Raw genomic sequence first — 26,631 nt, forward strand, 5'->3', positions numbered from 1 at the left:
CATGTGGTTCCATTACAGCCGAGGGGAGCGTTGATGCTAGACAGCGCGGATCCGGCCCACCGTCGATGACGGGTCAATCGCTATAGAATCCGGGCCATGCGCAATTCGCTGCTTGATCCCTACGAAGACCTGCCACGCGATGTCGTGGTCACCTCGAACGACTACGCCGCCGAATTTGCGTTTCCCCCCCATGCCCACCGGCGCGGGCAGTTCGCATTCGCTGCGCGCGGCACCATCAGTGTGGCTACGCCGCAGGGGCGGTGGCTGGTTCCCCCACGGCGCGCCTGCTGGGTGCCTGCAGGCCTGGCGCATGAGATGACCATGCGCGGGCCAGTGACGATGCTCAACGCCTTTCTCTCCGCCGAGGCGGCCGACGCCGTGGCGCTGCCGGAGCACTGCCGGGTGTACGCGGTCTCTGCGCTGTTGCAGCAGCTGCTGGAGGCGGCGGTGGACCTGCCCCCGCTGTACGACGAGGACGGGCGCGCAGGCAAACTGATGCAGCTGCTGGTGGCGGAAATCGCATCGATGCCGACACTTTCCCTGCATGCACCTCTGCCCACCGATGCACGCCTCGCACGTGTCTGCCGCGCATTGCTCGACAGTCCTTCGCTGGCAGTCCGCCTCGATGACGTTGCCGCCGAAGCAGGCATGAGCCGGCGCACGTTCACGCGCCTGTTCCGCGCCGATACGGGGGTGGGTTTTGCCGAGTGGCGGCAGCAGGTGTGCCTGCTGGTGGCCATCGAGCGGCTGGGACAGGGCCAGGCGGTGACGCGCGTGGCATTGGACCTGGGCTATGCAAGCCCGAGCGCGTTTTCTGCTGCCTTCCGGCGTGTGCTGGGATGTTCGCCGAGCCGGTACGCAGAAGCGTAGTACTCGGCCGATGCTTGGTTGTCATGCGCGCTGCGCGCGTGGGTCGAGCGTCGCTCGACGCTGTAAATGTCCATGTGCAACTGGATGGCATCAGGCCGCCTCGCGGCGGCCTGATGGATCTCACTCAACGACACGATCTCAGAAGAAGATCGCGTACAGGATCAACAGCGGAATCGGCACGCCCAAGAACCAGAGCAGAAGCGTTTTCATGGCAGGTCTCCTTGCATCAGATGCGGGTTACAGGTCGCGGCGACGGCCGCCCCAGGTGGCGCTGAGGCTAGCGAAGAACGCGCCGATCAGCAGGGTGATGAACAGCCACAGTGCGGCATAGGCCGTGGCCTTGCGCGCATCGTCGGCAGCTTGCTTGGCGGTGTTCTTGGCCTTTTCCAGCGCAGCACGCATGCGGGTCTGCACGTCGGTCACACGGGCCTGCGCTTCAGCCTGGCTCATGCCCGTCTCGCGCGCGATCAGCTGCGACAGGTACTGGGTATCGGCCGGGTCCAGGCCGTCCCCCTGCAGACTGTTGACGATGATGCGGTTCACTTCGGCACGGACTTCGCGGCGGTCGCCCATCGGGCCATTGCCCGGCATCGGGCGCGGCGGCGGCGGGGCCGTGCGGGCGTCACGTGGGCCAACGCTGGCGGCGGCCGGGGGCGGCGGCGGTGCGGCAGGGTCCATGGGGCTGGTACCCGGCGCTGCGCCCGCTGCCGGCGCAACCGGAGGTGCACCGGCAGCGTCCGGGCCCGCCGTGGTGGCCCCGCGGAACAGCGAATCCACCCAGTAGTTGAGGTCGCTCTCCGGTGCGCCTGCAGCAGCGCTGCCAGCTCCGGCCACGGCAGCACCGGCAGTGGTGGCAGCGGCGCCTGCGGTCGCGCCGGCAACCTTTGCGCCGGCGCCCAGCACGCCACCGATGGCCGAGGTCAACAGGCCAGCAGTGAGCAGGGTCGCCACAGCCCAGGACAGGAAGCCGTGCGCGGTGTCGCGGAAGTAGGTTTCATCACCGTGCAGCTGCGTCCACTTGGTGCGCAGGCGACCGGCCAGATAGCCGCCCAGACCGGAAGCGGCCAGCGCGGTGAAGGTCAGCCACGCGACGCTGGTCCAGCCGAAGGTTTCCTTGGACACCCCTTCGAACGACCATGGCGAAACCGAGGACAAGCCGAGGCCAACACCCAGGATCAGCAGGATCAGCGACAGTGCGGCGGCCGCAACGGCGCCGGCGAAAATGGCGCCCCAGGACACCGCGCTTTCGCTGGGCGGTGGCACGACGGGAGTGGCCACCACGGTGGCGATGTCAGGACCGAGTGGATCGCGCTCGGGCAGGTCGAAACGGGTACTCATGGGTTGGACGCTCCGTATCAGTGCTGCAGGTGCAGCTGGCGTCCTGAGGCTGCGCGAGCGCTTGTGAAGCTGGTGAGACCCTTGAATCACGCGGTCTTGCCGCGGCGAACATCGTGCCAAGCGCCCGGGCGCAGTAGATCCACGCCATGCGTGGATGATTTTGCGCGGACGCCCAAATCGTGCCAACCAAGGTTGGCCCCCACCGAAGCCGGAGCGCAGTAGATCCACGCCATGCGTGGACGATGTTTCGCGGACGCCCAAAGCGTGCCAACCAAGGTTGGCACCCACCGAAGCCGGAGCGCAGTAGATCCACGCCATGCGTGGATGATGTTTCGCGGGCGCCGAAAGCTTGCTAACCAAGGTTGGCATCTACCAAAAGCGAAGCAAAAAAAACGCCCCGCAATCGCGGGGCGTTTTCAGCACAAGCTACCGCAGGCGATCAGCCCTGGTAGTCGCGCACGTCGTGGCCGGTATAGACCTGGCGCGGACGGCCGATCTTCATTTCCGGGTCGACCTGCTGTTCCAGCCAATGCGAGACCCAGCCGGAGGTACGGCCCAGGGCGAACATGACGGTGAACATCTCGGTCGGGATCTGCAGCGCCTTGTAGATGATGCCGCTGTAGAAATCGACGTTCGGGTACAGCTTGCGCGCGACGAAGTACTCGTCCTGCAGCGCGGCCTGTTCCAGCTTCACGGCCACGTCCAGCAGCGGATCCTGCACGCCCAGCTGCTTGAGCACCTTGCCGGTCATCTCGCCGATGACCTTGGCGCGCGGATCGAAGTTCTTGTACACGCGGTGGCCGAAGCCCATCAGGCGGAAGCCGGAGGTCTTGTCCTTGGCCTTGAGCACAGCCGATTCGACGTTGTCGGCCGAACCGATCTCTTCCAGCATCTTCAGCACGGCTTCGTTGGCACCGCCGTGGGCCGGACCCCACAGCGCGGTGACGCCAGCGGCGACCGACGCATACGGGTTGGCACCGGTCGAACCAACCAGACGCACGGTCGAGGTCGACGCGTTCTGCTCGTGGTCGGCGTGCAGGATGAACAGCAGGTCCAGTGCCTTGACCACGTCCTGGTTCAGCTCGTACTTGCCATCAGCCGACTCGAAGGTCTGCTTCAGGAAGCGGCTGACGTAGTCCAGCGAGGTATCCGGCTTGTTGGCCGGCAGGCCCTTGCCGTGGCGGTAGATCAGCGCCGACAGGGTCGGCACCTTGGCGATCAGGCGCACGGCGGCCTGGCGGCGCTGTTCGGCGTCGGACAGGTCCAGCGAGGCGTGGTAGATGCCCGACAGCTGCGCGATGGCGGCGGTCAGGATGGCCATCGGATGGGCATCCTTGGCGAAGCTGCCGATCAGGGTGTTGATCGACTCATCGACGTTGGCTTCGGCAGCCAGCTCGTCGGTGAAGGCCTTCAGCTGCTCGGCGCTCGGGCGCTCGCCGTTGATCAGCAGGTAGGCCACTTCGACGTAGCTCGACTTCTCCGACAGCTGCTCGATCGGGTAGCCGCGATACAGCAGCACGCCCTTGTCGCCGTCGATGTAGGTGATGGCGGACTTGCAGCTGGCCGTCGCGGTGAAACCGGAATCGTAGGTGAAATACCCCGTTTCCTTGGTCAGCTTCGCGATGTCGACGCAGTCGTTGCCGAGGGTGGGTTTGATGACGGGCAGAACGACCGACTTATCGCCGGCGTTGAGCGTGACCTGATCAAGATCGGACACTGTGTGCGCTCCTTCATGGGAAGGCGCCTGCCCAAGCGCATTGGTCAGGCACGTGAATGACGTCCTCGGCCTGTGCCGGGGATCAGGTCATTATCGCACAGCAGCATTTGCCGGGCGCTAGACAGAAGTCGTAGACGACAGGCAGCCGGCACCCTGCCAGCGAGCGGCCGGGATCGGCAAAAGCGTTGTCACAAGGACGCAGTGTTCCGTCCATCCAAACGCCCGTTGGGTAGGCGCTGGACAAAAACAAACGGCCGCGCAGAGCGCGGCCGTCGGTTCGAACCGGGTACGACGTATCAGCGCGCGTAGCGCTTCTGGAACTTGTCGATACGGCCCGAGGTGTCGATGACCTTGTGCTTGCCCGTGTAGAACGGATGCGAAGCCGAGGAAATTTCAACCTTCACCAGCGGGTAGTCGTTGCCGTCTTCCCACTTGATGGTTTCCTTCGTGCTCATGGTCGAGCGGGTCAGGATCTTGAAATCGGAGGTGACGTCATGGAAGACGACGTCGCGGTAGTTCGGATGGATATCGGCCTTCATGGGCTCACACCGTAAATGGGCTGGTGGTCAAGAGCGGCATTATAAGCACTGGTTGCCGCCCGGGGCAACCAGTGCAGGGGGCTGACCTCAGTCCGCACCCAGGGCCTGGCGTACCAGGGCCTCGAAACGCCCTTGGTCGTAGGCCATCAGCAAGTCGCAGTTGTCCGGCTGGCCGGTCTGGCGGTTCCAGTCGACGATGGTCGCGCCGCGGCTGAACGTGCCGTTCAGTTCCACATTCAGCGGCCGCGATTCAACCTGCAGCTGCCCTTCCGGGTTCAGCGCCCAGGCCATGGCCAGCGCGTCGGCGGTATACCAGCGGCCGCCCTTGCTGTCTTCGGACAGGCCGCGGGTCTTGCGCGAGATCAGCTCGTAGAAGCGCGCGCGATCGGAATCGGCACCCAGCCACTGCTCGGCTTCGGCCAACGGCAGGCCGTGGGCAACGGTGGCTTCCCAGTCCGACACCAGCAAGTGCGGGAACGCGGTGAACACCACATGCGCGGCTTCCGGATCGAAGGCGATGTTGAATTCGGCGGCAGGGGTGATGTTGCCGTGGCAGGTGACTGCGCCGCCCATCACCACGATGCGCTTGATGCGCTGGGGCAGGGTCGGATCGAGTTTCAGCGCCAGCGCCAGGTTGGTCAGCGGGCCGAGCATCACCAGCATCAGTTCGCCGGCATGCTGGTGCGACAGGCGCAGGATGGCCAGCGCGGCGTGCTCGGCGTCGGCCTGGCGGCTCGGCGGCGGCAGGTCCACATCGCCATAGCCATCGCGGCCATGCACGTGGGCGGCGTCGACGGATGGATGCAGCAGCGGATCGGGGCTGCCGGCGAACACCGGCACGTCGGTGCGGCCGACGATGTCGCAGAGCTTGAGGGCGTTGCGGACGGTGTACTGCAGGCCTACGTTGCCGGCGGCGATGGTCAGGGCGACCACGTCATGCCGTTCATCGGCGAAGGCCATCAGCAGGGCCAGTGCGTCGTCGACACCGGGGTCGGTATCGATCAACAGCGGGATCTTCTTGGTCATCGTTGCCGTCTTCAGATCGGCAACGAAGTGTGGACCGGGATGATGACCGTTGCAAGTATGGGGGGTCGGGTTCGGCCGGGCTGCGCCCGGCACCCGCCGAATCAACGGCAACGGCAACGGCAGAAGCTGGCATTCCGTGGGATGGCGGGGTGGGTCCGGTGGCGGGGGACGCTGCAAGTACGTCCATGTAAGCTCGGTCGCCGCATCCATGCGGCTCACGCCCCCGCAACCGGACCCACCCCGCCTTCGACAGTTGTCCACTGCTCTTGGTGGGTGTCGACCTTGGTCGACACGGCATTGCCTGCTCTTGGTGGGTGTCGACCTTGGTCGACACGGTAGATCCACGCCATGCGTGGATGGACGTCGGCGGGATCGGGAAAGATGACGTAATCGGCGTGCCGGGCGGGGCCGCGCTGCAACTGCAGCGTTTTCGATCTCTCCAACTTTTCTCATTGAGGCGCACGGTCCTTCATGGAAAACATGGGAGGCCATCGACAACGGATGGCGCGGGCTTCCAATCCCGTTTGACTGCCTTGTTGTTTACGCTTGCCTGCCGGCGTTGCGCGCGTGTTATTGCGTGGCGTCCGGCAGGCAATCCGTCCGCGCGTTCTATGGCGGGCGGTGCGTGGGGGCTTCGCGCCCGCCGGCGTTCTTGAGGCCGTCACCGGTATTGGAACCACTCACCGTCCGCCACCCTCGCCTTCGCGTGGGTGGCCTCCTGCCTTGCGCACAAGGACCGCCGACATGACCGCGTCCCGTTATCCCTTCGGGTTGCTGCTGGCATGCCGGGGTTTGGCCGAATACATGGGCACGCAGTTGCCGGCAGCGTAGGAAATGCAGGGGTCGGATCCGTTGGTCGCAGGACAAGGGCTCTGACCCCGGCCGGCTGCCCGATCCTTACGCTGAGGCGTAGCGCACGGCCGTACCGATCCAGCGCTGCACCACGCGATCTGCAAGCGCCGGTTGCTGCGCCAGCAGGCGTTCGGCCAGCGCATGCACGCCCGGCAGCAGGCCGGCATCGCGGGCCAGATCGGCAATGCGGAAACCGGCCAGGCCCGTTTGCCGGGTGCCCAGCAGTTCGCCGGGCCCGCGCAGCTCCAGATCCTTCTCGGCAATGACGAAACCGTCGTTGGTTTCGCGCATGGTCTGCAGGCGTTCGCGTGCCATCTGCGAAAGCGGTGCCTGGTACAGCAGCACGCAGCGCGACACCGCCGAACCACGGCCGACGCGGCCACGCAGCTGGTGCAGCTGGGCCAGGCCCAGGCGCTCGGCGTTCTCGATCACCATCAGCGAGGCGTTGGGCACGTCCACGCCGACTTCGATCACGGTGGTGGCCACCAGCAGGTCGATGTCGCCGGCCTTGAACGCGACCATCGTCGCCAGCTTCTCGGCCGCCTTCAGCCGGCCATGCACCAGCCCCACGCGTACGCCCGGCAGCAGTGCTTGCAGCGATTCGTAGGTGGCCTGTGCCGGGGTGGCATCCAGTTCTTCGCTTTCTTCGATGAGCGTGCACACCCAGTACACCTGCCGCCCTTCGCGGCAGGCCAGGGCGATGCGCTCGATCAGCTCGGGACGGCGATCGTTGTTCAGTGCCACGGTCTGCACCGGCGTGCGGCCCGGCGGCAGTTCGTCGATGGCCGATACATCCAGGTCGGCGTATTCGGACATCGCCAGCGTGCGCGGAATCGGCGTGGCGGTCATCACCAGCTGGTGCGGCACGTTGTTGCCGCCCTTGCCTTTGTCGCGCAGCGCCAGGCGCTGGTGCACGCCGAAGCGGTGCTGCTCATCGACGATGGCCAGCGCCAGATCGTGGAATACCACCGCCTCCTGCATCAGTGCGTGGGTACCCACCACCACCTGCGCTTCGCCGTTGGCAACCTGTTCCATCACCTTCGCGCGCGCCTTGCCGGTGACCTTGCCGGCCAGCCAGGCGATCCGCACGCCCAACGGCTCCAGCCAGCCGCGCAGGTTGTTGAGATGCTGTTCGGCCAGCAATTCGGTGGGGGCGGCCAGTGCGACCTGCTTGCCCTGCTCCACCGCCAGCATCGCTGCCAATGCCGCCACCACGGTCTTGCCCGAGCCGACATCGCCCTGCACCAGCCGCAGCATCGGGCTGGGGCGCGCAAGGTCTTCGCGGATCTGCTTGAATACGCGTGCCTGCGCGCCGGTCAAGGCGAACGGCAACTTCTTCAACAACGCCTTGGCCAGCTTGCCGGGACCGGCCAGCGGCGGCGCGTGATGCGCCTGCAACGCAATGCGCTGGCGACGCAGGCTGAGGTGGTGCGCCAGCAGTTCTTCCATTGCCAGCCGGCGCTGCGCTGGATGGGTACCGGCGGCAAGTGCGGCCAGGTCTGCATCCGGCGGTGGTTGATGCACGGTCAGCAGCGCACTGCGCAGCGATGGCAGGCCGAGGCCCTCGAGCCAGCCGGTCGGCAGCAGTTCCAGCGTGCTTTCTTCCGGCAGGCGATCAAGCGCCTGGCCGATCAGCTTGCGCATCGTCATCGGGCCGACGCCTTCGACGGTGGGATACACCGGGTCGAGGCGGTCGCCGAGATCGGGATCGTCGTTGCGGCCCAGTACCTGGTAGCTGGGATGGACAATCTCCAAACCGAGGTGCCCCGGTTTGGGCGTACCAAAGCAGCGCAGACGGTTGCCGACCGCGAACTGGCCGACCTGCTGCTGGCGGAAATGGAAGAAGCGCAGCACCAAGGTGCCCTGCCCTTCATCCTCCACTGCCACTTTCAGCATCGGCCGGTAGCGCATGCCGCGCTCGACGGCCACCACCCGCACTTCCACCTGCGCCGGAATGCCGTTGCGCAGGTCTTCGATGCGGGTCAGCCGGGTACGGTCTTCATAGCGCAGCGGCAGGTGCAGCCAGAGATCCTGCAGGGTGGCCAGGCCACGCGCCTGCAGCTTGGCGGCCACGGCCGGGCCGACGCCGGCGAGCATCGCAAGCGATGCTTCACCGGACGGTGCCAGTGCCGGGGTGACCGCCGCCTTGCGTGCCACGTGGCGGTCAGTCGATGACCATCACCGCGTCGACCTCGAAGTTGGCGCCCTTCGGCAGGCCGGAGACTTCGATGGTGGAACGGGCCGGGAACGGGGCCTGGAAGTAGTCCTGCATCACCGCGTTGACCTTGGCGAATTCGGCCAGGTCGGTCAGGTACAGGCCCAGGCGCACGACCTTGTCCAGCGAACCGCCGGCGGCTTCGGCCACGGCCTTGAGGTTGTCGAAGGCACGACGGGCCTGCGCTTCGACGTCACCGACGCCGACGATGTCGCCGGTGGCCGGGTCGAGCGGAATCTGGCCGGAGAAATACACGGTGTTGCCGGCGCGCACGGCCTGCGAGTACGGGCCGATGGCGGCCGGGGCCTTTTCGGTGTTGATGATCTGGCGGGACATGGGTCGCTCCGGTGCGTTGGGGGAAAACAGAGCGGTGATTGTACCGGGTGGGGGCAATGTCGGCTGGGGCCGGATCCTCTTCCCGTTGGGAAACAGCGCGGATCCGGTAGCGCCGGGCCATGCCCGGCGGCATTTGATTCATGCCGCGCTGCGCGCTCGCCGGGCATGGCCCGGCGCTACCAGGGTCCGCGCAGGATCTACTGCCGGCGAACGGCCTGCACGACCGACAGGCGGCGCAGGCGACGCATCACTTCGGCCAGATGGTTGCGGTCGCGCACCTGGATGTTGAACGCCAGCACTGCGGCGTTGAAATCGCGGTCCAGGTAATCCACGCGCTCGATGTTGGAATGGCTCTGCGCGATCGCCGCGGCCAGCTGTGCAAGCACGCCGGTACCGTTCTCCACTTCCACCACCAGCGAGGTGTCGTAGTCGCCGGATACGGTGGTATCCCAGCCGATCAGCACCCACCGCTCGGGCGACTTGCGCAGTTCGGCCAGGTTCGGGCAATCCATGCGGTGCACCACGATGCCCTTGCCGGCGGTGTGGTAGCCCATGATGTCGTCGCCCGGAATGGGCTGGCAGCAGCCGGCGAAGGTGACCACGCCACGTTCGCTGCCGTTGATCAGGATCTTTTCCTGCGAACTGTGGCGCGAATGCGCGCCGCCGCGCAGTTCGGCGTAGGCCATCAGTGCCTGCGCGGCCTGGGTCGGCATCCAGTTGCCCAGCGCGACTTCCGCCAGCAGGGCCTCCAGGCGCGGGAACCGGTGTTCGGCCAGGAAGGCATCCAGGCGGCCCTTGGGCAGGCGTTCCAGCGAGCTGTCCATCGCTTCCAGCGCGCGGTCGAGCATACGGTGGCCCAGCTGCACGGCGTCTTCGTGCTCCAGCTGCTTGAGCTGGTGGCGGATGGCGGTGCGCGCCTTGCTGGTCACCACGAATTCGAGCCACTGCGGCTTGGGCGTGGCCGAGCGCGCGGTGATGATCTCCACCGACTGCCCCGACACCAGCTTGGTGCGCAGTGGCACCAGTTTCTTGTCCACGCGCGAGGCCACGGCCATGTTGCCGACGTCGGTATGCACGGCGTAGGCGAAGTCGAGCGCGGTGGAATTGCGCGGCAGGGCCAGGATCTTGCCCTTGGGGGTGAACAGGTAGACCTCGTCCGGGAACAGGTCGACCTTGACGTTGTCGAGGAACTCCAGCGACGAACCGGCGGCCCGCTGCGAATCGATCAGTTCGACGATCCAGGCGTGGGCGCGGCTCTGCGCGCTGTTGGGCGAATCACCGCCGAACTTGTAGGTCCAGTGCGCAGCCACGCCGCGCTCGGCGATAAGGTCCATTTCCTCGGTGCGGATCTGCACCTCGATCGGCGAACCATACGGGCCGAACAGCACCGTGTGCAGCGACTGGTAACCGTTGGCCTTGGGAATGGCGATGAAATCGCGGAAGCGCCCATCCAGCGGCTTGAACGCGGCATGCACCGCGCCCAGCGAGTGGTAGCACTGCGGTACGCCGCGCACGACCAGGCGGAAGCCGAACACATCCATCACCTGGTCGAAGGATTTGTTCTCGTCGCGCATCTTGTTGTAGATGCTCCACGGGGTCTTGATGCGGCTGACCAGGCGGTGCTCGATGCCCTCCTTGGCCAAGCGCTGCGACAGCTGCACTTCCACCTGCGCCAGCGCCTCGCGGCGCACGACCGGCTGGCTGCGGATGTGCTTTTCCAGGATCGCGTGGCGCCACGGGTACAGCGCCTTGAAGCCAAGGTTCTGCAGTTCGCTCTTGACCAGGCTCATGCCCAGCCGCTGCGCGATCGGGGCGTAGATCTCCAACGTCTCGCGGGCGATGCGGCCACGCGCTTCGCGGCTCTGCGCGCCCAGCGTGCGCATGTTGTGCAGGCGGTCGGCCAGCTTGATCATGATCACGCGCAGGTCGCGCGACATCGCCAGCAGCATCTTGCGGAAGCTCTCGGCGGCCGCTTCCTGGCGGTCGCGGAACTTCAGCTTGTCCAGCTTGGTGACGCCGTCCACCAGTTCGGCCACGGCTTCGCCGAACTCGGCCGACAGGGCCTCGCGGGTCAGCGGGGTGTCTTCGATGGTGTCGTGCAGGATCGCGGCGATCAGCGCTTCCACGTCCAGGCCGAGCTCGGCCAGCACCTGGGCCACGGCCACCGGATGGGTGATGTAGGGCTCGCCCGACTTGCGCGTCTGCCCAGCGTGCGCGGAGGCGCCGACTTCCCACGCACGGCGCAGCAGCGGCAGCTGCTCGGGCGGCAGGTAGTGGGCGGCGCGTTCGAGCTGGAGGACGTAATCGGGTACGGCGGCAGCGGGGACTGCGGCGACCTTGGCAGTGGGGCCTGGGTTCATGGCCAAAGCCTATGCCAGCGCGACGTTTACGGCAAACCCTGAATGCGAAACAGCCCGCACGGGGCGGGCTGTTCGGCGTATCCAGCAATGACGTTGATCGATGCGATCAATCGTCGTTCTTGGACATGTCTTCGTCGGCGACCACTTCGGCGGCGGCCCACTCCAGCGCTTCGCGCTCGGCGCGCTCACGCTCGGCCTTCTCGACTTCGTCGATCAGCGCGTTGTCGATCTTGCGGGCAGCGATTTCGCGCAGCGCCAGCACGGTCGGCTTGTCCTCGGTCTCGCTGTTGTCCAGCGTGGCCTGCACGCCATTGGCGAGCTGACGGGCGCGCTTGGAGGCCATCATCACCAGCTCGAAACGGTTGTTAACGACTTCCAGGCAATCTTCTACGGTAATGCGGGCCATACGGGCTCCCGGCGACCGGTCGGCCGCTCAGTCGAATGAGGGAAAGGGGACGGAGTGTACTGGCAGGGGCTGGACAAAATCAAGCCAACCCCCACCGGACCCTTTAGGAATCAATCAGTTGAACCCGCATCCGGGGTCAGCAGGGCCTGGATCAGGCCGGCATGGCGGACCTTCTGGGCATCCCGGCGCAGGCGGCTGGCGGTGAAGATCGCGCACAGTTCGTCCACGGCGGTGTCGAACACTTCATTGACGATGACGTAGTCGAACTCGTTGAAGTGCAGCATTTCATCGCGGGCGGCGCCCAGGCGCTGGGCGATGACCGCCTCGCTGTCCTGGCCGCGCTTGCGCATGCGGTCCTGCAGGGCCTGCTTGGACGGCGGCAGGATGAACACCGTCACCGTGCCCGGCACCAGCTGGCGCACCTGCTGCGCACCCTGCCAGTCGATTTCCAGCAGCACGTCCTGGCCAGCCGCAAGCTGCGGCTCCACCGACTGGCGGGCGGTGCCCTTCCAGTCACCATGCACCCAGGCGTGTTCGAAGAAATCGCCGGCGGCGATCATTTCCTCGAACTTCTCGGCGCTGACGAAGTGGTAGTGCTGGCCGTTCACTTCACCCGGGCGCATGGCGCGCGAGGTGAACGAGATCGACAGGGCAATCTGCGGGTCGCGGGCCAGGGTGGCGTTGACGATGCTGCTCTTGCCGGCGCCGGAGGGCGCGGCAACGATGTACAGCGTGCCGCGTGCGATCGCGGCCGGGGGCGTGGAAATGCTCATTCGATGTTCTGCACCTGCTCGCGGATCTGGTCGATCAGCACCTTCAGCTCGACGGCGGCGTTGGACGTGCGGCTGTCCACCGACTTGGAGCCAAGCGTGTTGGCCTCGCGGTTGAACTCCTGCAGCAGGAAGTCCAGGCGGCGGCCGACCGGTTCACGCTGCTTGAGCACGCGGCGGATCTCGACGATATGGCTGGACAGGCGATCCAGCTCCTCGTCCACGTCCAGCTTCTGCAGCCACATCACCAGTTCCTGCTCGGCGCGGCCCGGATCAACCGGATGCGGCAGGTCGGCCAGGCGAGCGGCGAGCTTGGTGCGCTGGCCGTCGCGAATGGCGGGAATCAGCGTACGGACCTCCGCGGCGATGCGCTCGATGGCATCCACGCGCTCGGCGATGGCGGTGGCCAGCGTATTGCCTTCACGCTCGCGGGCGGCGATGAAGCCCTCCAGCACCTGGTCCAGCAGCGCCAGCGCTTCAATCTGCAGGACTGCCGCATCGGTGGCCTCACCCTGGGTGACGCCCGGCAGCTGCAGCAGGTCGGTGAAGCTGACCTGCAGGTTGGGGAAATCGGAGGTCAGCCGGTGCGCCAGCTGGCCCAGCTGGCCCAGCAGCACCTCGTTGACCTGCAGGCTGGCGGCCGAGTCCGGCGCGCGCAGGCGCATCACCAGATCCAGCTTGCCACGGCTCAGGCGCGCGGAAATGCGTTCGCGCAGCTGCGGTTCCAATGCGCGCAGTTCCTCGGGCAGGCGCGTGCCCACTTCCAGGAAGCGGTGGTTGACCGAGCGCAGCTCGCAGCCCAGCGTTCCCCACGGGGTGGAGCGCTCGCCGCCGGCATAAGCCGTCATGCTTCGAATCATGGATGTATCCGGTGCTTGCAAAGGGGGAATGGTACCCTAGCGGTCTCTTTTGAGCCCCTTTCCCCGCCCCGTGAAGGCCGCGGGGATGGTGGCGTACTCCCTTTCCCTACGGAACCTGCCCCATGTCCGATTTCCGCCCCAGTGGCCGTCAGCCCGATCAGCTGCGCCCGGTCGTCATCCAGCGCGGTTTCACCCGCCACGCCGAAGGTTCGGTGCTGGTCTGCTTCGGTGAAACCCGCGTGCTGTGCACGGCCAGCATCGAGAACCGGGTGCCGGGCTTCCTGCGTGGCAAGGGCGAAGGCTGGGTGACCGCCGAGTACGGCATGCTGCCGCGCGCCACCCACACCCGCAGCGACCGCGAAGCCGCACGCGGCAAGCAGGGCGGCCGCACGCTGGAGATCCAGCGCCTGATCGGTCGCAGCCTGCGCGCCTGCGTGGACCGCAACGCACTGGGCGAACGCACCATCACCCTGGACTGCGACGTGCTGCAGGCCGACGGCGGCACGCGCACTGCGGCCATCACCGGCGCCTACGTGGCCCTGGTCGATGCGGTGAACGTGCTGATGAAGCGCGGCGACATCAAGCGCAACCCGATCCTCGGCGCGGTGGCGGCGGTGTCGGTCGGCGTCTACCGCGGCACCCCGGTGCTGGACCTGGACTACGCCGAAGACAGCGACTGCGACACCGACATGAACGTGGTGATGAACGACGGTGGCGGCTTCATCGAACTGCAGGGCACCGCCGAAGGCCATGCCTTCCGCCGTGACGAGCTCGATGCCCTGCTGGGCCTGGCCGAGAAGGGCGTGACCGAGCTGCTGGCCGCGCAGCAGGCAGCGCTGTCGGCATGAACCGGCGCATTGCCCTGACCACCCTGGTGGTGGCCGACTATGACGAGGCCATCGCCTGGTACACCGGCAAGCTCGGCTTCCAGCTGCTGGACGACATCGACCAGGGCAGCAAGCGCTGGGTGGTGGTCGGCCCGACCGATGGCAGCGCCGCCGCCCTGCTGCTGGCCCGCGCCAGCGACGACGAGCAGCGCAGTCGTATCGGCAACCAGACCGGTGGCCGTGTCGGCTTCTTCCTCAATACCGATGACTTCCGCCGCGACCACGCGGCGATGCTGGCTGCCGGTGTCCAGTTCCTGGAAGAACCGCGCGAAGAACCCTACGCCACGGTCGCGGTGTTCCGCGACCTGTACGGCAACACTTGGGACCTGTTGGAGCCCCGCTGATGAAGAAGCTTGTCCTGGCCAGCCACAACGCTGGCAAGCTGGTGGAAATGCAGGAAATCCTCGCCGACCTGCCGCTGCAGATCACTTCGGCCGCCGAACTGGGGCTGGGCGATGTGGAAGAGACCGGCCTGACCTTCGTCGAGAACGCGCTGCTGAAGGCGCGCGCGGCCTGCGAAGCGACCGGCCTGCCGGCGCTGGCCGATGATTCGGGTCTGATTGTCGATGCCCTCGGCGGTGCACCGGGCCTGTACAGCGCGCGCTATGCCGGTCACCCGACCAATGCGGCAGCCAACAATGCCAAGCTGCTGGAAGCGATGGCCGACATCGTCGATGGCCAGCGCAGCGCCCGCTTCTACGCCGTGATCGTGCTGCTGCGCCATGCCACCGACCCGCAGCCACTGATCTGCGAAGGCCGCTGGGAAGGTCAGATCATCCGCGAACTGCGTGGTACGAATGGGTTCGGCTACAACCCGGTGTTCCTGGACACCACCCACGGCCTGACCGCGGCGGAAATGGAACCGGCGTTGAAGAACGCCATCAGCCATCGCGCCATCGCCCTGCAGCAGCTCAAGCAGCAGCTCGCGGCCTGGCTCTGATACCCCACCCGATCGACACAGGGAAGCCGGCCAGCGGCCGGCACTACCGATGACCACCATGCCGCACGCCCACGACCACGACCACTGCAACCACCTGCCCGGCGAGTCCTGCGACCACGACGCCCCACCGCGTCTGGTGCCACCGCCGCTGGCGCTGTACGTGCATCTGCCATGGTGCGTGCGCAAGTGCCCGTACTGCGACTTCAACTCGCACCAGGCCAAGGGCGAACTGCCCTTCGATGCCTACATCGATGCGCTGGTGCGCGACCTCGACCAGGACCTGCCGCTGGTCTGGGGCCGGGTGGTCAGCAGCGTGTTCTTCGGGGGGGGCACGCCCAGCCTGTTCCCGCCCGAGGCGATCGACCGCTTCCTGCAGCAGGCCAGTGCCCGCCTGCGCTTTGCACCGAATGCCGAGATCACTCTGGAAACCAACCCGGGCACCGCCGAGCACGGTCGCTTCGATCGTTACCGCGCGGCCGGGGTGAACCGCCTCAGCTTCGGCATCCAGAGTTTTGACGATGCCGCGCTGAAACGCCTGGGCCGCATCCACGACAGTGGCGAGGCCGAGCGCGCGGTGAAGATGGCGCAGGACGCGGGCTACGACAACTTCAACATCGACCTGATGTACGCCCTGCCGGAGCAGACCCTGGCCGGTGCCGAGGCCGATCTGGAACGCGCGTTCGCGTTGCAGCCGGCCCACATCTCGCACTACCAGCTGACCCTGGAACCGAACACCGTGTTCTTCGCGCGGCCGCCGCAGGGCATCCCCGATGAAGACCATGCCTGGGACATGCAGGAACACTGCCAGGCGCTGCTGGCGCAGGCCGGCTTCGGCCAGTACGAGGTGAGTGCCTATGCCCGCCCCGGCCGGCAGAGCGCGCACAACCTGAATTACTGGCGTTTTGGTGACTACCTCGGCATTGGTGCCGGCGCACACGGCAAGATCAGTTCCGGTGCCGAGGAACACGTGCTGCGACGCTGGAAACACAAGCACCCGCAGACGTTCATGGATACCGCAGGCACGGCCGCATCGTTCGGAGGTGACGAAGTGATCGCCGCCGAGCGCCTGCCGTTCGAGTACATGCTCAACCTGCTGCGCCTGCACGAAGGGTTCAGCCTGCGCGACTTCGAATCGCGCACCGGCCTGGCCCGCAGCGTGCTGGACGCACCACTGCGCGAAGCAGTGCAGCGTGGCTGGCTGGTGGTGGCAGACGGGCACGTGCAGCCGACCGAACTGGGCCGGCGCTTCACCAACGATGTGGTCAGCCTGTTCCTGGAAGCATGATCTGCTGCGGCGCCGCCATCGCAGGCGGCCCTGAATGGATCCATCGCTAAAGTAGCGCCTTCACCGGCCGACACGGTAGATTCCAAGATCGATCCGCGGGAATCCGGACCCCCTCGCCGATGTCTGCTGTCTTTTCCCTTTCCAGTGCCGACACTGCCCGCCTGGCCGCAGCCGACCTGCCTCCGCGCGTGCGCGAGCTGCTGGGCGCGTTGATCGGCCTGTGCCACCAGGCCCTGACGGCACCGCTGATCCTGACCGTGGAAGCGCTGGAGCAGACCCTGCTGCATGACGCCGACCATGCCCGCAACCCGCAACAGCAGGCCGACCTGCTGGCACAGCGCGGCCAGCTGCATGCGTTCGCCGGCCACTTCAGCGACCGCATGCTCGATGCACTGGCCGATGCGCTTGCGCGGCTGCGTGAACCGATTGCCCCGGTGGTGGCCGCCGCCACCCCACCGCCCTTGCCCGGCATGCTGGGGTTGACCCTGGTCGCCGAGCATGAAGTCGACCGCGACCTGCTGCTGACCGAAATGGTGCGCCGGGAAACCCTGCGTTCGGCCAACGCCTTGAATCTGCTGGGCCAGCGCCTGGGTGTTGTTGCCGGCGCACCAGCCTTTGAAGCTGACACCCTGCCCCTCGCACCGCAGGCCCTGTGCGCGATGGTGCGGAAGCTGGCCGAGCAGGATGCCCTCAGCGCCGAGGTACAGATGGCGCTGTACCGCAGCTTCGAGCGGCAGGTACTGGAGCGGCTGGGCAATGTGCTCGACCGCGCCAATGCGCTGCTGGCACAGCACGGCATCCTGCCGGGCCTGGTCTACACCCCGTACCTGGCACGTTCTTCGAGCACCCGCCGGATCATCACCCAGTCGGTCGGCAGCGGCCGCAGCGGACGCCCGTCTCCGCGCGTGCCCACGCCGATGACCGGCTGGGGCGGCTCGGCACCGCCCGGCTCGTGGTCGACGTTGATGCAGGACGCCTTCGCCGATGCGGACGCGCCCGGCGCGTCGGCCGGCATGACGGTACCGGCCAGCAGCGTGCTGCACGAGATGCTGCAACAGGCGCGGCAGACCCCGCAGCCAGCGGCCGATCCAGCGGCCCTGCCCAGTGCAGCGGTTGATGCCGTGCTGGCGCGCCTGCAGGGGCAGGCCAGCGCCGCCAGCGCCATGACCGATCTGCAGGCCGCCGTGGTCGCCCAGCTGCGCAGCGAACATGGCGCGCAGGCCAGTCTTGGCAGCCACGACCGCGACAACCTCGATCTGCTGCGTCTGCTGCTGCAGCAGGTGCAGCAGCAGCAACGGCCGGACCCGGTGCCAGCCGCCCTGCTCGCGCGCCTGCAGGTACCGCTGGCGCGCGCAGCGATGGCCGACCCGGGCTTCTTCGTGCGCGACGAACATCCGGCACGCGAACTGCTCAACCATGTCGCTGAAGCCGGCGCCAGCTGGCTCGGCGATGACGATGTCGATCCGCAGCTGCTGCAGCGACTGGCGCAGAGCGTGCAGGGCCTGCTCGGCCAGGATGCACGCACGCCCGAGGCCTTTGCCGCCGCCAACGACGAGATACAGCAGCACCAGCGCGCCGCCGCGCACCGCGCCGAGCTGGCCGAGCGCCGTCACGTGGAAGCCGCACGCGGCAAGGAGCGGCTGGAACTTGCGCGACGCCAGGCCAATGCGCAGATCGACCAGTGCTGCGATACGCAGGAGCCGCCGCGCTTCGTACAGACACTGCTGCGCCAGGCGTGGGCAGATGCATTGACGCTGACCCGCCTGCGCCACGGCGATGATTCTCCGCAATGGCAGGAGCGCCTGCAGCAGACCGAACGCATCGCGGCGATCACTGCCGAGGCCGCCAGCGAAAGCAGCGCGACCGACGCTGCGCTGGCTGCCGAGGTTGAATCGGCCCTGCTGCAGGTGGGCTACCACGCAGAGGAGGCGGCTGCCGTCGCGCGCCGCCTGTCCACGCCGGGTGGCGAAGACGAAAGCACCTCGCGCACCGAGCTCAGTGCACGCCTGAAGGCCCGTGCACGGCTGGGCGAACACACCGGCGCACAGGCCCCGGCAAGCGATGCGGCACCACGCAGCGAGGCCGAGGAGGCCAGTTACCAGCAGCTGTGCGCGCTGCCCTTCGGCAGCTGGTTCGATATCGACGATGGCGAAGGCGCGCTGCGCCGCCAGCGCCTGTCCTGGTACAGCCTGCTGACCGGTCATGTGCTGCTGGTCAACGCGCGTGGGCAGAAGATCGGCGAAACCACCCTGGATGCCCTCGCCCGGCAGATGGCCGCCGGACGCGCGCAGCTGGTCACCGAAGACAAGGGCCGTCTGGTCGACCGCGCCTGGAAGGCCAGCCTGAGCGCACTGCGCACGCTGGCCGGACGTCGCCCGCAGGAGCCCAACGCATGAGTACGCAACCGCCCGTTGATACCCGCCGCGCGCCGCGCCGGCAGGTGTCCGATCTGGTACCGGTGACCGACCAGATGCGCGACAGCGTGGTCGGCCGGCTTGGCAACGTGTCCGAGACCGGCATGCTGATGCTGGCCAGCGCCGCGCTGCGCGACGACGCGCTGTATCAGTTGCGCTTCCCGTTGCCATTGGCCGATGGCCGCAGCGAGTGGATCGACGTCGGCGTACACCTGCTGTGGAGCGAACCGGCGCATGCCCCCGGCCAGAGCTGGGCAGGCTTCCGCTTCCTGACCCTGTCACGCGAGCATCGGCAGCTGCTGCGCCGGTGGATCGGCGAAGACAGCGACGAGGCACCGGTTTCGACGGGCTGAGTGCCGGTTCCGGCACAGCGGATTGCGTCGGTATCCGGCAGAATCTAGGGCCGTTTTCCGTGTCGAGCCACCGCAATGATCCAGCAAGACCCCGGCGCCCTGTATCCCGACCACCTGGCCGTGCTGTGCCGACGCGCCGAGCAGGCGCTGGCACGCGGCGGCTTCGACCACCTGGTGGTGCCCAGCGGCACCCTGCACTACCAGGTCTTCGACGATCGTGACTATCCGTACGCGGTCAACCCGCAGTTCAAGGCTTGGCTGCCGCTGACCCGTGTACCCAACAGCTGGATCGTGTTCACCCCGGGCAAGCGTCCGGCGGTGATCTTCCACCAGCCGTTCGACTACTGGCATGTGGTGCCGGATGCACCGAGCGGCTGGTGGGTCGAGCACTTCGACATCCATATCATCCGCACGCCGGACGAAGCGCTGGCACTGCTGCCGCCCGACCCGGCGCGCTGCGCGATCCTGGGTGAGCCGCAGAGCGCGCTGGGCGCGTATGTGCCCAACAATCCGGCGCCGGTGGTGAACTACCTGGAATGGCACCGCGGCAGCAAGACGCCGTACGAAATCGCCCTGATGCGCCAGGCGCAGGTGCTCGGCGTGCGCGGCCATCGCGCCGCCGAAGCGGCGTTCCGCAACGGCGCCGACGAGTTCAGCATCCACATGGCGTACTGCCAGGCCGTGGGCCAGGACGCCACCGAGCTGCCGTACGGCAACATCGTGGCCTTGAACGAGCATGCGGCGGTGCTGCATTACACCGAACTGGGCCGCAAGGCACCGCAGCCGCTGCGCAGCTTCCTGATCGATGCCGGCGCCAGCGCGCACGGCTATGCCAGCGACATCACCCGCACCTACGCCGCCGCCGGCCATGACGAGTTCGCGGCGATGATCGAAGCGGTCGATGCCGCGCAGCAGACGATGTGCGCGGCCGTGCGCCCGGGCTTCGACTACAAGCAGCTGCACGTGGATGCGCACCTGTCGCTGATGGGCGTGCTGAAAGACTTCGGCGTGATCAAGGTGTCGCCGCAGACTGCGCTGGAAACCGGCGTCAGCGCCGCGTTCTTCCCGCATGGCATCGGCCACCTGATCGGCCTGCAGGTGCATGACGTGGCCGGTTTCGCGGCCAGCGATGAAGGCGGCCGCATCGAGCGCCCTGCCGGCCATCCGTACCTGCGCCTGACCCGCGTGCTGGAGCCGGGCATGGTGGTGACGATCGAGCCGGGCCTGTACTTCATCGACATGCTGTTGAACGAAGTGAAGGCCGCCGGTCATGGCGATGCGATCAACTGGGAGCGTGTGGACTTCTTCCGTCCGTACGGCGGCATCCGCATTGAAGACGAAGTGCTTTGCACTGATGGCGAGGCGGACAACCTGACGCGCCCGGTGTTTGCGGCGGCCACGGCTGAGCCCCTCGTGGTTGGATGCTGAAATCAAAAGCCGCGGTTGGCGGGGCGGGTGGGCCATGCAGGGGCGTTGGCGCCATCCATGGCGCCAACGCCCCTGCATGGCCCACCCGCCCCACCTTCGACAGTTCCTTGCGCGCGTCCAACCACGGAAAAGAAAAAAGAAAAGCAGAAGCGGGTCGCTTGCTGCGCTCGCTCCGTGTCGACCAAGGTCGACACCTACCAATAGTCCCGCGTGCCGACAACCGCCGTTACCAACAGCCGCGGGAAACTGTCGAAGGCGGGGTACTGTGGGTTTGCGGGGTGTGAGCCGCATGGATGCGGCGACCAAGCCTACAAGGACGTACTTGCGGCGGCCCCGCAAACCCACAGTACCCCGCCATCCCACCGAATGCCGCTGTTGCCGTTGCTGTGGCTCTGGCTTGTAGCGGATGCAGGGCTGCAAGCCCTGCCGAAACCCCTCTTACCCCACCTTCGACAGTTCCTTGCGCGCGTCCAACCACGGAAAAGAAAAAAGAAAAGCAGGAGCGGGTCGCTTGCTGCGCTCGCTCCGTGTCGACCAAGGTCGACACCTACCAATAGTCCCGCCTGCCGACAACCGCCGTTACCAACAGCCGCGGGAAACTGTCGAAGGCGGGGTACTGTGGGTTTGCGGGGTGTGAGCCGCATGGATGCGGCGACCAAGCCTACAAGGACGTACTTGCGGCGGCCCCGCAAACGCACAGTACCCCGCCATCCCACGGAATGCCGCTGTTGCTGTTGCTGTTGCTGTTGCTCTGGCTTGTAGCGGGTGCAGGGCTGCAAGCCCTGCAGAAACCCCTCTTACCCCGCCATCAACGCTTCGATCTCGTCGGCGCTGCGCTCCAGCCCTTCGGTCAACACCCGATGCCCGTCGTCGGTGATCAGCACGTCATCTTCGGTACGGATGCCGATGCCGCGCCAACGCGGTTCCACCGTCGTGTCGTCCACGCCGATGTACAGCCCCGGCTCGATGGTGAAGGCCATGCCCGGCTCCAGCAGGCGCGAATCGCCGGCCAGGCGGTAGTCGCCTACGTCGTGCACATCCAGCCCGATCCAGTGCCCGGTCTTGTGCCGGTAGAAGCGCTGGTACAAGCCTTCGGTGAGATTCTTTTCCAGCGTGCCCTTCAACAGGCCCAGCTGCAGCAACCCCTCGGTGAGGGTCTGCACCGCCGCCAGATGGCCCATTTCGTACGCCACGCCCGGTTTGGCCTGGGCAAGTGCCGCCGCCTGCGCCGCACCCACCAGATCATGCAGCGCACGCTGCTCGGCGCTGAATCGACCATTGACCGGGAACGTACGGGTGATGTCACTGGCGTAGCCGCGGTACTCGGCGCCGGCATCGATCAACACCAGTTCACCGTCGCGCGAGCGTGCGTTGTTGTCGCGGTAATGCAGGATGCAGGCGTTGCGGCCGGCACCGACGATGCTGCAGTACGCAGGCACCGCGTCGTTGGCACGGAACACCCGCTCCAGTTCGGCCTGCAGTTCGTACTCGTGGATGCCCGCCTTCGCACCCTGCATGGCCGCGCGATGCGCCAGCACACTGATGTCGGCCGCGCGCTGCATCAACGCCACCTCGGCACCGGACTTGAACAACCGCTGCTCGTGCAGCAGATGGCCCAGTTCCAGGAACTCATGCGGCGGCTGCGCACCATGACGCACCTGCGAACGTACGCGGTTCACCCAGCCGATCAGCTTCAGGTCGAAATCCGCATCGCGGCCGAAGTGGTAGTACACCCGCGAACGCCCTTCCAGCAGGCCCGGCAGGATGTCGTCCAGGTCGGTGATCGGGTAGGCATCGTCCATCGCGAACTGCGCCACGGCGCCTTCCTGGCCGGCGCGACCGCCATCCCAGGCTTCGCGCTCGGGATCGCGCTCGCGGCAGAACAGGATCGCTTCGCCGTGGCGCCGGCCGGGAATCAGCACCAGTACCGCTTCCGGCTCCGGGAAGCCGCTCAGGTACTGGAAATCCGAATCCTGCCGGTACGGATAATGGGTATCAAGGCTGCGCACCTTCTCAGATGCCGCCGGCAGCACCAAGATCGCGTCTTCGCCCGCCATGTCCATCAACTGCCGGCGACGACGCTTGTACTCGCCGGCAGCGATGCCGGTGCGCTGCTTGATATCCATCAGTTCAGGCGCTGCCGATGGCGCGCGGCCAGCACCACGTCACCGTGCAGCAGCAGTACCGCCACGCGGATGAACTCCTCGATCTCCGACAGGGCTTCGTCGTCATCATCACCGCCCGCTTCAAAATCCTCGCTCGAGGCACGGGCCAAGCTGGCCAGGTCGTTCAGCGCCTCCTCGCCTTCTTCGGACAGGGCCGGCCGGTGGCCGCCACTGCCCAGGCCGAAGCCGCCCAGGAAGGAACGGGTCCAGCTGAACATGGCGTCCGCCTGCGCGGCCACGTCGCTGCTGTCGGTCAACAGCAGCTCGAAGGCGAAGTCCCGGTCTTCCAGCTGCTTGATGGTGGCCTCCAGCAACTGCGCCAGCGCACTGTCGGCAGCTACCTGCGGCAGATTGTCGTCGGCCAGCACGCGCGCCGGCCAGTCATTGCCGGGGGCACCGCCAGCGGCCAGCCAGCCGCACAGCCCGCCATGCAGCTCGGCAGCAGTGGCGCCCAGGCCCAGTTCCTGGCTGGCGCGGGTAACGTCGTCGACGGAGGGAAGTTCGGTCATCGTGCGGCTCGTTCGGAAGGGAAACTGCGGAGCGCGCACGCGCGCGCCCGTGAGCCCGGTAGTGTAGCAATGTGTCCGCCTGCTCTCCGTAGCCGCCGGGCCCTGCTGCGACAGTGCTTGACCGCCCTGACCCGGCTTGCCTATCGTGCGGGCATGGAACCCGCCGATCCCCTTGCCCAGCTGCAGGCCTTCGCCGCCCGTGTGGAGGCGTTGCTCGACCGCAACCAGCGGCTGGCCGAGGAGAACCGCAGCCTGCGCCACCAGCAGGAACAGCTGGTGGCCGAGCGCTCGACGCTGCTGGCCAAGAACGAGCAGGCGCGTTCGCGGGTGGAAGCGATGATCACCCGGCTCAAATCCCTGGAGCAGCACACATGAGTGCCGAACCGGTCAGCGTCCGTATCCTTGACCGCGAATACACGGTCGGCGTTGGTGGCGATGAACGCGACAGCCTGATGGCGGCCGCCCGCCTGCTGGATGCGCGCATGCGCGAGATCCGCGGCAGCAACCGGATGGCCGCGGTGGACCGCATCGCGGTGCTGGCGGCACTCAACCTGGCACACGAACTGCAGCTGCTGCGTGATGAGAACGCCCGCCAGGCGGTCGCCCTGCAACAGACCCTGGCCGACCTGAACCGGCGCCTGGACCGGGCGATCGACAGCAGCACCTGAGATAGGCGCGGAATGCGCCTTCTCTTTTCTGAATTGGCACGCACTGTTGCCGACGAACGGCCTATCCAGATCACGCGCGGTAGTTATAATGGCCACGCGTTCTCTGCGGTACTCGACGGCATGTGCAAACATTCGCCTTGTCCCTTAAGAACGACACCGGGAGCGCGACAGCGCCGGGAGTGCAGGTCCGCCTTGCAGCGGGAAGCCCGATGGTTCTCCAGCGTTCCCACTTGAGCCCCCGGGTTCAAGGTCGTTTCGCATGCATCGACATTGCGGAGAATGCAATATTCCAGCAAGGGCGGCGTCTTCGGGCGTCGCCCTTGTTCTTTCCGGCACAATGACGGCTGATCCTTGCCGCACGCTGCCATGACCGACCCGCGACAGGCCCTGCGCCACGACCTGCGGCAACGCCGCCGCGACCTTTCCGCCCCCGCCCGTATCGCCGCTGCCGAATCGCTGGCCGATGCGCTGCTGGCGCTGCCGTTCGCCCCGCGCGAAGGCGCCGTGGCCGGCTACTGGGCGCTGGATGGCGAAATCGCCCTGCACCGCTGGCAACTGCAGCTGCCCGATCGCTTGACCTACTGCCTGCCGGTGCTGCACGGCGACGTGCTGCGCTTCGCGCCCTGGCGCCCCGGCCAACCGTTGACCAGCAACCGCTACGGCATTCCCGAACCGGACATCGCCATCGAAGACACGCTGGAACCGGCGCAGATGGCCCTGGTGGTGACGCCGCTGGTGGGCTTCGACGCACGGTGCCGGCGGCTGGGCATGGGAGGTGGCTGGTATGATCGCAGCTTCGCCTTCCGCCATGATCGGCCGGCGCCACCCTGGCTGGTCGGCGCGGCATTCTCGGTGCAGCAGGTCGAGTCCTTGCCGGTGGCGTCCTGGGACGTGCCGGTGGATGCGATCTGCACTGAAGCCGGCACCCTGCTCCCTTCCGCTGCCCCCGTGAACGCATGACCGCCCGCAAGCGCTACTGGCTGATGAAGTCCGAACCGGACGCCTTTTCCATCGACGACCTGGCCAAGGTCAAGGTTGAACCCTGGAACGGCGTGCGCAACTACCAGGCGCGCAATTTCATGCGCGATGGCATGCAGGTCGGTGACGGCATCCTGTTCTACCACTCCAATACCAAGGTGCCCGGCATCGTCGGCCTGGCCACGGTGGCCAGCGCGGCCTACCCGGACGACACCCAGTTCGACCCGAAATCCGACTACCACGATCCCAAGAGCACGCGCGAGAACCCGCGCTGGATGCTGGTGGACGTGGCCTTCGACCGCAAGCTCAAGCAGGTGATCGCGCTGGACGAGATCAAGCTGCATGCCGAGGAACTCGGCGAAGGCTTCCCGCTGGTTGCCAAGGGCAACCGCCTGTCGGTGTTCCCGGTGACCGCTGCGCAGTGGAAGCTGCTGCTGTCGCTGGAAAAGAAATCCTGATTCCCTGCCTGAGAGCTCTCCGCAATGTCTGAAGCCAAGCGCCTGGCCGCCGAAAAGGCCATCGAGTACGTCGAAGACGGCATGATCGTCGGTGTCGGCACCGGTTCCACCGTCGCCTATTTCATCGATGCGCTGGCCCGCATCCAGCATCGCATCAAGGGTGCGGTGTCCAGTTCCGAACAGAGCACCGCGCGCCTGAAGCAGCATGGCATCGAGGTGATCGAGCTGAACCACACCGGCACCCTGTCGCTGTACGTGGATGGCGCCGACGAGTGCGATCCCGGCAAGTGCCTGATCAAGGGCGGCGGCGCTGCGCTGACCCGCGAGAAGATCATCGCCGAGGCCAGCGAGCGCTTCGTCTGCATCGTGGACCCGAGCAAGCAGGTACCGGTGCTGGGCAGGTTCCCGCTGCCGGTGGAAGTGATCCCGATGGCCCGCAGCCTGGTTGCCCGCCAGATCCGCGACATGACCGGCGGCCAGCCGACCTGGCGCGAGGGCGTGGTGACCGACAACGGCAACCAGATCCTGGACATCCACAACCTGCAGATCACCGATCCGGAAAAGCTCGAGCGTGAGCTCAACCAGCTGCCGGGCGTGGTCTGCGTCGGCCTGTTCGCACGGCGCCGTGCCGATGTGGTGATCGTCGGCGGCGAGCCGCCGATCGTGCTCTGACCCTTTCGAAGGACCCTGACGATGTCGTTGCTGCGCTCACTGCTGATGCTCCCGCTGCTGGCCCTGACCGGCTGCGCCACCGATGCTGCCCGCCACTGGGTGGAACTTGATGGTGCGCGCTATGACGTTGAACTGGCCACCAACGATGAAACCCGTGCGCGCGGGTTGATGTTCCGCGACCAGATGGCCGAGGACCACGGCATGCTGTTCGTGCATGACCGCGAGGAAATGCAGGCGTACTGGATGAAGAACACCAAGATCGCGCTGGACATCCTGTACTTCGACAGCGAGCGGCGGCTGGTGAGCCAGCAGCGCGACGTGCCGCCGTGCTCGGCTGGTGACATGTGCCCGCCCTACCCCAGCGGTGGCCCGGCACGCTTCGTGCTGGAACTCAATGCCGGCCAGGCGGAGAAGCTCAAGCTGAAGGATGGCACCGAGCTGATCTTCGGCCCGGGCATCGAGAAGTAGGGGCGGCCGGGCTGCGCCCGGCACCCGCCGAATCAACATCAAAAGCAAGAGCTGGGTTATCGAGGCATGGTGGGGCGGTGTGGGCTTGCAGGACACGCCGTAAACCCATCCCTGGGG

General features: G+C 66.8%; 26 protein-coding genes and 1 other RNA gene. 15 read left to right on the forward strand and 12 right to left on the reverse strand.

The genetic code is table 11. From position 1 onward, the window contains the following. The first annotated feature begins 96 nt into the window (after window positions 1-96). Window positions 97-870, forward strand: coding sequence for a helix-turn-helix transcriptional regulator (locus CLM74_RS17255; RefSeq protein WP_105164589.1), 774 nt, complete (start codon window positions 97-99; stop codon window positions 868-870). A gap of 237 nt (window positions 871-1,107) precedes the next feature. Here the strand turns inward: CLM74_RS17255 and CLM74_RS17260 are convergent, their stop codons facing one another. The 10 genes from CLM74_RS17260 to CLM74_RS17305 all read right to left on the reverse strand — a co-directional run bounded on the left by CLM74_RS17260 (window position 1,108) and on the right by CLM74_RS17305 (window position 13,289). Continuing rightward, window positions 1,108-2,208: a hypothetical protein gene (locus CLM74_RS17260; protein ID WP_105164590.1), complete on the reverse strand. Its 1,101-nt coding sequence runs from the start codon at window positions 2,206-2,208 to the stop codon at window positions 1,108-1,110. A 439-nt stretch (window positions 2,209-2,647) separates the two neighbouring features. Continuing rightward, complete coding sequence (locus CLM74_RS17265) at window positions 2,648-3,925, reverse strand: citrate synthase (RefSeq protein WP_025874217.1); 1,278 nt, start codon at window positions 3,923-3,925, stop codon at window positions 2,648-2,650. Window positions 3,926-4,221: 296 nt separating this feature from the next. Next, window positions 4,222-4,464: a type B 50S ribosomal protein L31 gene (locus CLM74_RS17270; protein WP_006389217.1), complete on the reverse strand. Its 243-nt coding sequence runs from the start codon at window positions 4,462-4,464 to the stop codon at window positions 4,222-4,224. 87 nt (window positions 4,465-4,551) lie between these two features. Further along, complete coding sequence (locus CLM74_RS17275) at window positions 4,552-5,490, reverse strand: nucleoside hydrolase (RefSeq protein WP_059064983.1); 939 nt, start codon at window positions 5,488-5,490, stop codon at window positions 4,552-4,554. Between the two features lie 897 nt (window positions 5,491-6,387). Next, window positions 6,388-8,499 (reverse strand): ATP-dependent DNA helicase RecG, encoded by a 2,112-nt coding sequence (recG, locus tag CLM74_RS17280; RefSeq protein WP_105164591.1) that lies wholly within the window; start codon window positions 8,497-8,499, stop codon window positions 6,388-6,390. A 7-nt stretch (window positions 8,500-8,506) separates the two neighbouring features. Continuing rightward, window positions 8,507-8,893: a RidA family protein gene (locus tag CLM74_RS17285; RefSeq protein ID WP_025874214.1), complete on the reverse strand. Its 387-nt coding sequence runs from the start codon at window positions 8,891-8,893 to the stop codon at window positions 8,507-8,509. A gap of 197 nt (window positions 8,894-9,090) precedes the next feature. Next, window positions 9,091-11,253 (reverse strand): bifunctional (p)ppGpp synthetase/guanosine-3',5'-bis(diphosphate) 3'-pyrophosphohydrolase, encoded by a 2,163-nt coding sequence (locus tag CLM74_RS17290; RefSeq protein ID WP_025874213.1) that lies wholly within the window; start codon window positions 11,251-11,253, stop codon window positions 9,091-9,093. A 106-nt stretch (window positions 11,254-11,359) separates the two neighbouring features. Continuing rightward, window positions 11,360-11,659, reverse strand: a complete 300-nt coding sequence (gene rpoZ / locus CLM74_RS17295; RefSeq protein WP_005410877.1) for a DNA-directed RNA polymerase subunit omega — start codon at window positions 11,657-11,659, stop codon at window positions 11,360-11,362. A 110-nt stretch (window positions 11,660-11,769) separates the two neighbouring features. Further along, the gene (gene gmk, locus CLM74_RS17300; RefSeq protein ID WP_032976987.1) at window positions 11,770-12,432 is read right to left on the reverse strand and encodes a guanylate kinase; all 663 of its coding nucleotides are present in this window, start codon (window positions 12,430-12,432) and stop codon (window positions 11,770-11,772) included. Further along, window positions 12,429-13,289, reverse strand: a complete 861-nt coding sequence (locus tag CLM74_RS17305; protein WP_105164592.1) for a YicC/YloC family endoribonuclease — start codon at window positions 13,287-13,289, stop codon at window positions 12,429-12,431. The genes gmk and CLM74_RS17305 overlap by 4 nt, the downstream gene beginning before the upstream one ends. Before the next feature lie 122 nt (window positions 13,290-13,411). Between CLM74_RS17305 and rph the strand changes: the two genes are divergently transcribed. The 7 genes from rph to pepQ all read left to right on the forward strand — a co-directional run bounded on the left by rph (window position 13,412) and on the right by pepQ (window position 20,596). After that, on the forward strand, window positions 13,412-14,137 hold the full coding sequence (rph, locus tag CLM74_RS17310; RefSeq protein ID WP_025874210.1) for a ribonuclease PH: 726 nt from the start codon (window positions 13,412-13,414) through the stop codon (window positions 14,135-14,137). Next, the gene (locus tag CLM74_RS17315) at window positions 14,134-14,520 is read left to right on the forward strand and encodes a VOC family protein (protein ID WP_025874209.1); all 387 of its coding nucleotides are present in this window, start codon (window positions 14,134-14,136) and stop codon (window positions 14,518-14,520) included. Before rph ends, CLM74_RS17315 begins: the two co-directional genes overlap by 4 nt. After that, complete coding sequence (rdgB, locus tag CLM74_RS17320) at window positions 14,520-15,116, forward strand: RdgB/HAM1 family non-canonical purine NTP pyrophosphatase (RefSeq protein ID WP_105164593.1); 597 nt, start codon at window positions 14,520-14,522, stop codon at window positions 15,114-15,116. The genes CLM74_RS17315 and rdgB overlap by 1 nt, the downstream gene beginning before the upstream one ends. Window positions 15,117-15,174: 58 nt before the next feature. Further along, window positions 15,175-16,401: a radical SAM family heme chaperone HemW gene (hemW, locus tag CLM74_RS17325; protein ID WP_234003485.1), complete on the forward strand. Its 1,227-nt coding sequence runs from the start codon at window positions 15,175-15,177 to the stop codon at window positions 16,399-16,401. A gap of 119 nt (window positions 16,402-16,520) precedes the next feature. Next, a complete protein-coding gene (locus CLM74_RS17330; RefSeq protein ID WP_105164594.1) occupies window positions 16,521-18,797 on the forward strand; it encodes a DUF1631 family protein in 2,277 nt (758 codons plus the stop codon). Beyond that, window positions 18,794-19,168 carry a PilZ domain-containing protein gene (locus tag CLM74_RS17335; protein ID WP_025874204.1) on the forward strand — a complete coding sequence of 125 codons (375 nt, stop codon included), beginning with the start codon at window positions 18,794-18,796 and terminating at the stop codon, window positions 19,166-19,168. Before CLM74_RS17330 ends, CLM74_RS17335 begins: the two co-directional genes overlap by 4 nt. 75 nt (window positions 19,169-19,243) lie before the next feature. Then, window positions 19,244-20,596 (forward strand): Xaa-Pro dipeptidase, encoded by a 1,353-nt coding sequence (pepQ, locus tag CLM74_RS17340; RefSeq protein WP_105164595.1) that lies wholly within the window; start codon window positions 19,244-19,246, stop codon window positions 20,594-20,596. Window positions 20,597-21,393: 797 nt separating this feature from the next. Here the strand turns inward: pepQ and CLM74_RS17345 are convergent. Together CLM74_RS17345 and CLM74_RS17350 are read right to left on the reverse strand one after the other, a co-directional pair. After that, entirely contained in the window at window positions 21,394-22,716 is a 1,323-nt protein-coding gene (locus CLM74_RS17345) for an aminopeptidase P N-terminal domain-containing protein (RefSeq protein ID WP_088101068.1), read from the reverse strand. 5 nt (window positions 22,717-22,721) lie between these two features. Beyond that, on the reverse strand, window positions 22,722-23,270 hold the full coding sequence (locus CLM74_RS17350; protein ID WP_059064996.1) for a YecA family protein: 549 nt from the start codon (window positions 23,268-23,270) through the stop codon (window positions 22,722-22,724). A 153-nt stretch (window positions 23,271-23,423) separates the two neighbouring features. Here CLM74_RS17350 and CLM74_RS17355 point away from each other — a divergent pair, with 153 nt between their 5' ends. The 7 genes from CLM74_RS17355 (at window position 23,424) to CLM74_RS17385 (ending at window position 26,514) form a co-directional block, all read left to right on the forward strand. Further along, the gene (locus tag CLM74_RS17355; RefSeq protein WP_025874200.1) at window positions 23,424-23,645 is read left to right on the forward strand and encodes a TIGR02449 family protein; all 222 of its coding nucleotides are present in this window, start codon (window positions 23,424-23,426) and stop codon (window positions 23,643-23,645) included. Further along, window positions 23,642-23,938, forward strand: coding sequence for a cell division protein ZapA (locus CLM74_RS17360; protein WP_025874199.1), 297 nt, complete (start codon window positions 23,642-23,644; stop codon window positions 23,936-23,938). The genes CLM74_RS17355 and CLM74_RS17360 overlap by 4 nt, the downstream gene beginning before the upstream one ends. Before the next feature lie 97 nt (window positions 23,939-24,035). Beyond that, a non-coding RNA gene (ssrS, locus tag CLM74_RS17365) (6S RNA) lies at window positions 24,036-24,221 on the forward strand. An 83-nt stretch (window positions 24,222-24,304) separates the two neighbouring features. Continuing rightward, window positions 24,305-24,898, forward strand: a complete 594-nt coding sequence (locus tag CLM74_RS17370; protein ID WP_025874198.1) for a 5-formyltetrahydrofolate cyclo-ligase — start codon at window positions 24,305-24,307, stop codon at window positions 24,896-24,898. After that, window positions 24,895-25,374, forward strand: coding sequence for an EVE domain-containing protein (locus tag CLM74_RS17375; RefSeq protein ID WP_025874197.1), 480 nt, complete (start codon window positions 24,895-24,897; stop codon window positions 25,372-25,374). The genes CLM74_RS17370 and CLM74_RS17375 overlap by 4 nt, the downstream gene beginning before the upstream one ends. Before the next feature lie 24 nt (window positions 25,375-25,398). Continuing rightward, a complete protein-coding gene (gene rpiA / locus CLM74_RS17380) occupies window positions 25,399-26,046 on the forward strand; it encodes a ribose-5-phosphate isomerase RpiA (protein WP_032976728.1) in 648 nt (215 codons plus the stop codon). 21 nt (window positions 26,047-26,067) lie between these two features. Beyond that, entirely contained in the window at window positions 26,068-26,514 is a 447-nt protein-coding gene (locus tag CLM74_RS17385) for a DUF192 domain-containing protein (protein WP_025874195.1), read from the forward strand. The last annotated feature ends 117 nt before the right edge of the window (window positions 26,515-26,631 follow it).

This window comes from Stenotrophomonas sp. MYb57, from assembly GCF_002966815.1.
Lineage (GTDB): Bacteria > Pseudomonadota > Gammaproteobacteria > Xanthomonadales > Xanthomonadaceae > Stenotrophomonas > Stenotrophomonas indicatrix.

Bases quoted from the DNA above. Each gene is read 5' to 3' on its own strand.
- CLM74_RS17255 (WP_105164589.1), top strand. From the start codon at position 97: ATGCGCAATTCGCTGCTTGATCCCTACGAAGACCTGCCACGCGATGTC.
- CLM74_RS17260 (WP_105164590.1), bottom strand. From the start codon at position 2,208: ATGAGTACCCGTTTCGACCTGCCCGAGCGCGATCCACTCGGTCCTGAC.
- CLM74_RS17270 (WP_006389217.1), bottom strand. From the start codon at position 4,464: ATGAAGGCCGATATCCATCCGAACTACCGCGACGTCGTCTTCCATGAC.
- CLM74_RS17275 (WP_059064983.1), bottom strand. From the start codon at position 5,490: ATGACCAAGAAGATCCCGCTGTTGATCGATACCGACCCCGGTGTCGAC.
- CLM74_RS17285 (WP_025874214.1), bottom strand. From the start codon at position 8,893: ATGTCCCGCCAGATCATCAACACCGAAAAGGCCCCGGCCGCCATCGGC.
- CLM74_RS17290 (WP_025874213.1), bottom strand. From the start codon at position 11,253: ATGAACCCAGGCCCCACTGCCAAGGTCGCCGCAGTCCCCGCTGCCGCC.
- rpoZ (WP_005410877.1), bottom strand. From the start codon at position 11,659: ATGGCCCGCATTACCGTAGAAGATTGCCTGGAAGTCGTTAACAACCGT.
- gmk (WP_032976987.1), bottom strand. From the start codon at position 12,432: ATGAGCATTTCCACGCCCCCGGCCGCGATCGCACGCGGCACGCTGTAC.
- CLM74_RS17305 (WP_105164592.1), bottom strand. From the start codon at position 13,289: ATGATTCGAAGCATGACGGCTTATGCCGGCGGCGAGCGCTCCACCCCG.
- rph (WP_025874210.1), top strand. From the start codon at position 13,412: ATGTCCGATTTCCGCCCCAGTGGCCGTCAGCCCGATCAGCTGCGCCCG.
- CLM74_RS17315 (WP_025874209.1), top strand. From the start codon at position 14,134: ATGAACCGGCGCATTGCCCTGACCACCCTGGTGGTGGCCGACTATGAC.
- rdgB (WP_105164593.1), top strand. From the start codon at position 14,520: ATGAAGAAGCTTGTCCTGGCCAGCCACAACGCTGGCAAGCTGGTGGAA.
- hemW (WP_234003485.1), top strand. From the start codon at position 15,175: ATGCCGCACGCCCACGACCACGACCACTGCAACCACCTGCCCGGCGAG.
- CLM74_RS17330 (WP_105164594.1), top strand. From the start codon at position 16,521: ATGTCTGCTGTCTTTTCCCTTTCCAGTGCCGACACTGCCCGCCTGGCC.
- CLM74_RS17335 (WP_025874204.1), top strand. From the start codon at position 18,794: ATGAGTACGCAACCGCCCGTTGATACCCGCCGCGCGCCGCGCCGGCAG.
- pepQ (WP_105164595.1), top strand. From the start codon at position 19,244: ATGATCCAGCAAGACCCCGGCGCCCTGTATCCCGACCACCTGGCCGTG.
- CLM74_RS17350 (WP_059064996.1), bottom strand. From the start codon at position 23,270: ATGACCGAACTTCCCTCCGTCGACGACGTTACCCGCGCCAGCCAGGAA.
- CLM74_RS17355 (WP_025874200.1), top strand. From the start codon at position 23,424: ATGGAACCCGCCGATCCCCTTGCCCAGCTGCAGGCCTTCGCCGCCCGT.
- CLM74_RS17360 (WP_025874199.1), top strand. From the start codon at position 23,642: ATGAGTGCCGAACCGGTCAGCGTCCGTATCCTTGACCGCGAATACACG.
- CLM74_RS17370 (WP_025874198.1), top strand. From the start codon at position 24,305: ATGACCGACCCGCGACAGGCCCTGCGCCACGACCTGCGGCAACGCCGC.
- CLM74_RS17375 (WP_025874197.1), top strand. From the start codon at position 24,895: ATGACCGCCCGCAAGCGCTACTGGCTGATGAAGTCCGAACCGGACGCC.
- rpiA (WP_032976728.1), top strand. From the start codon at position 25,399: ATGTCTGAAGCCAAGCGCCTGGCCGCCGAAAAGGCCATCGAGTACGTC.
- CLM74_RS17385 (WP_025874195.1), top strand. From the start codon at position 26,068: ATGTCGTTGCTGCGCTCACTGCTGATGCTCCCGCTGCTGGCCCTGACC.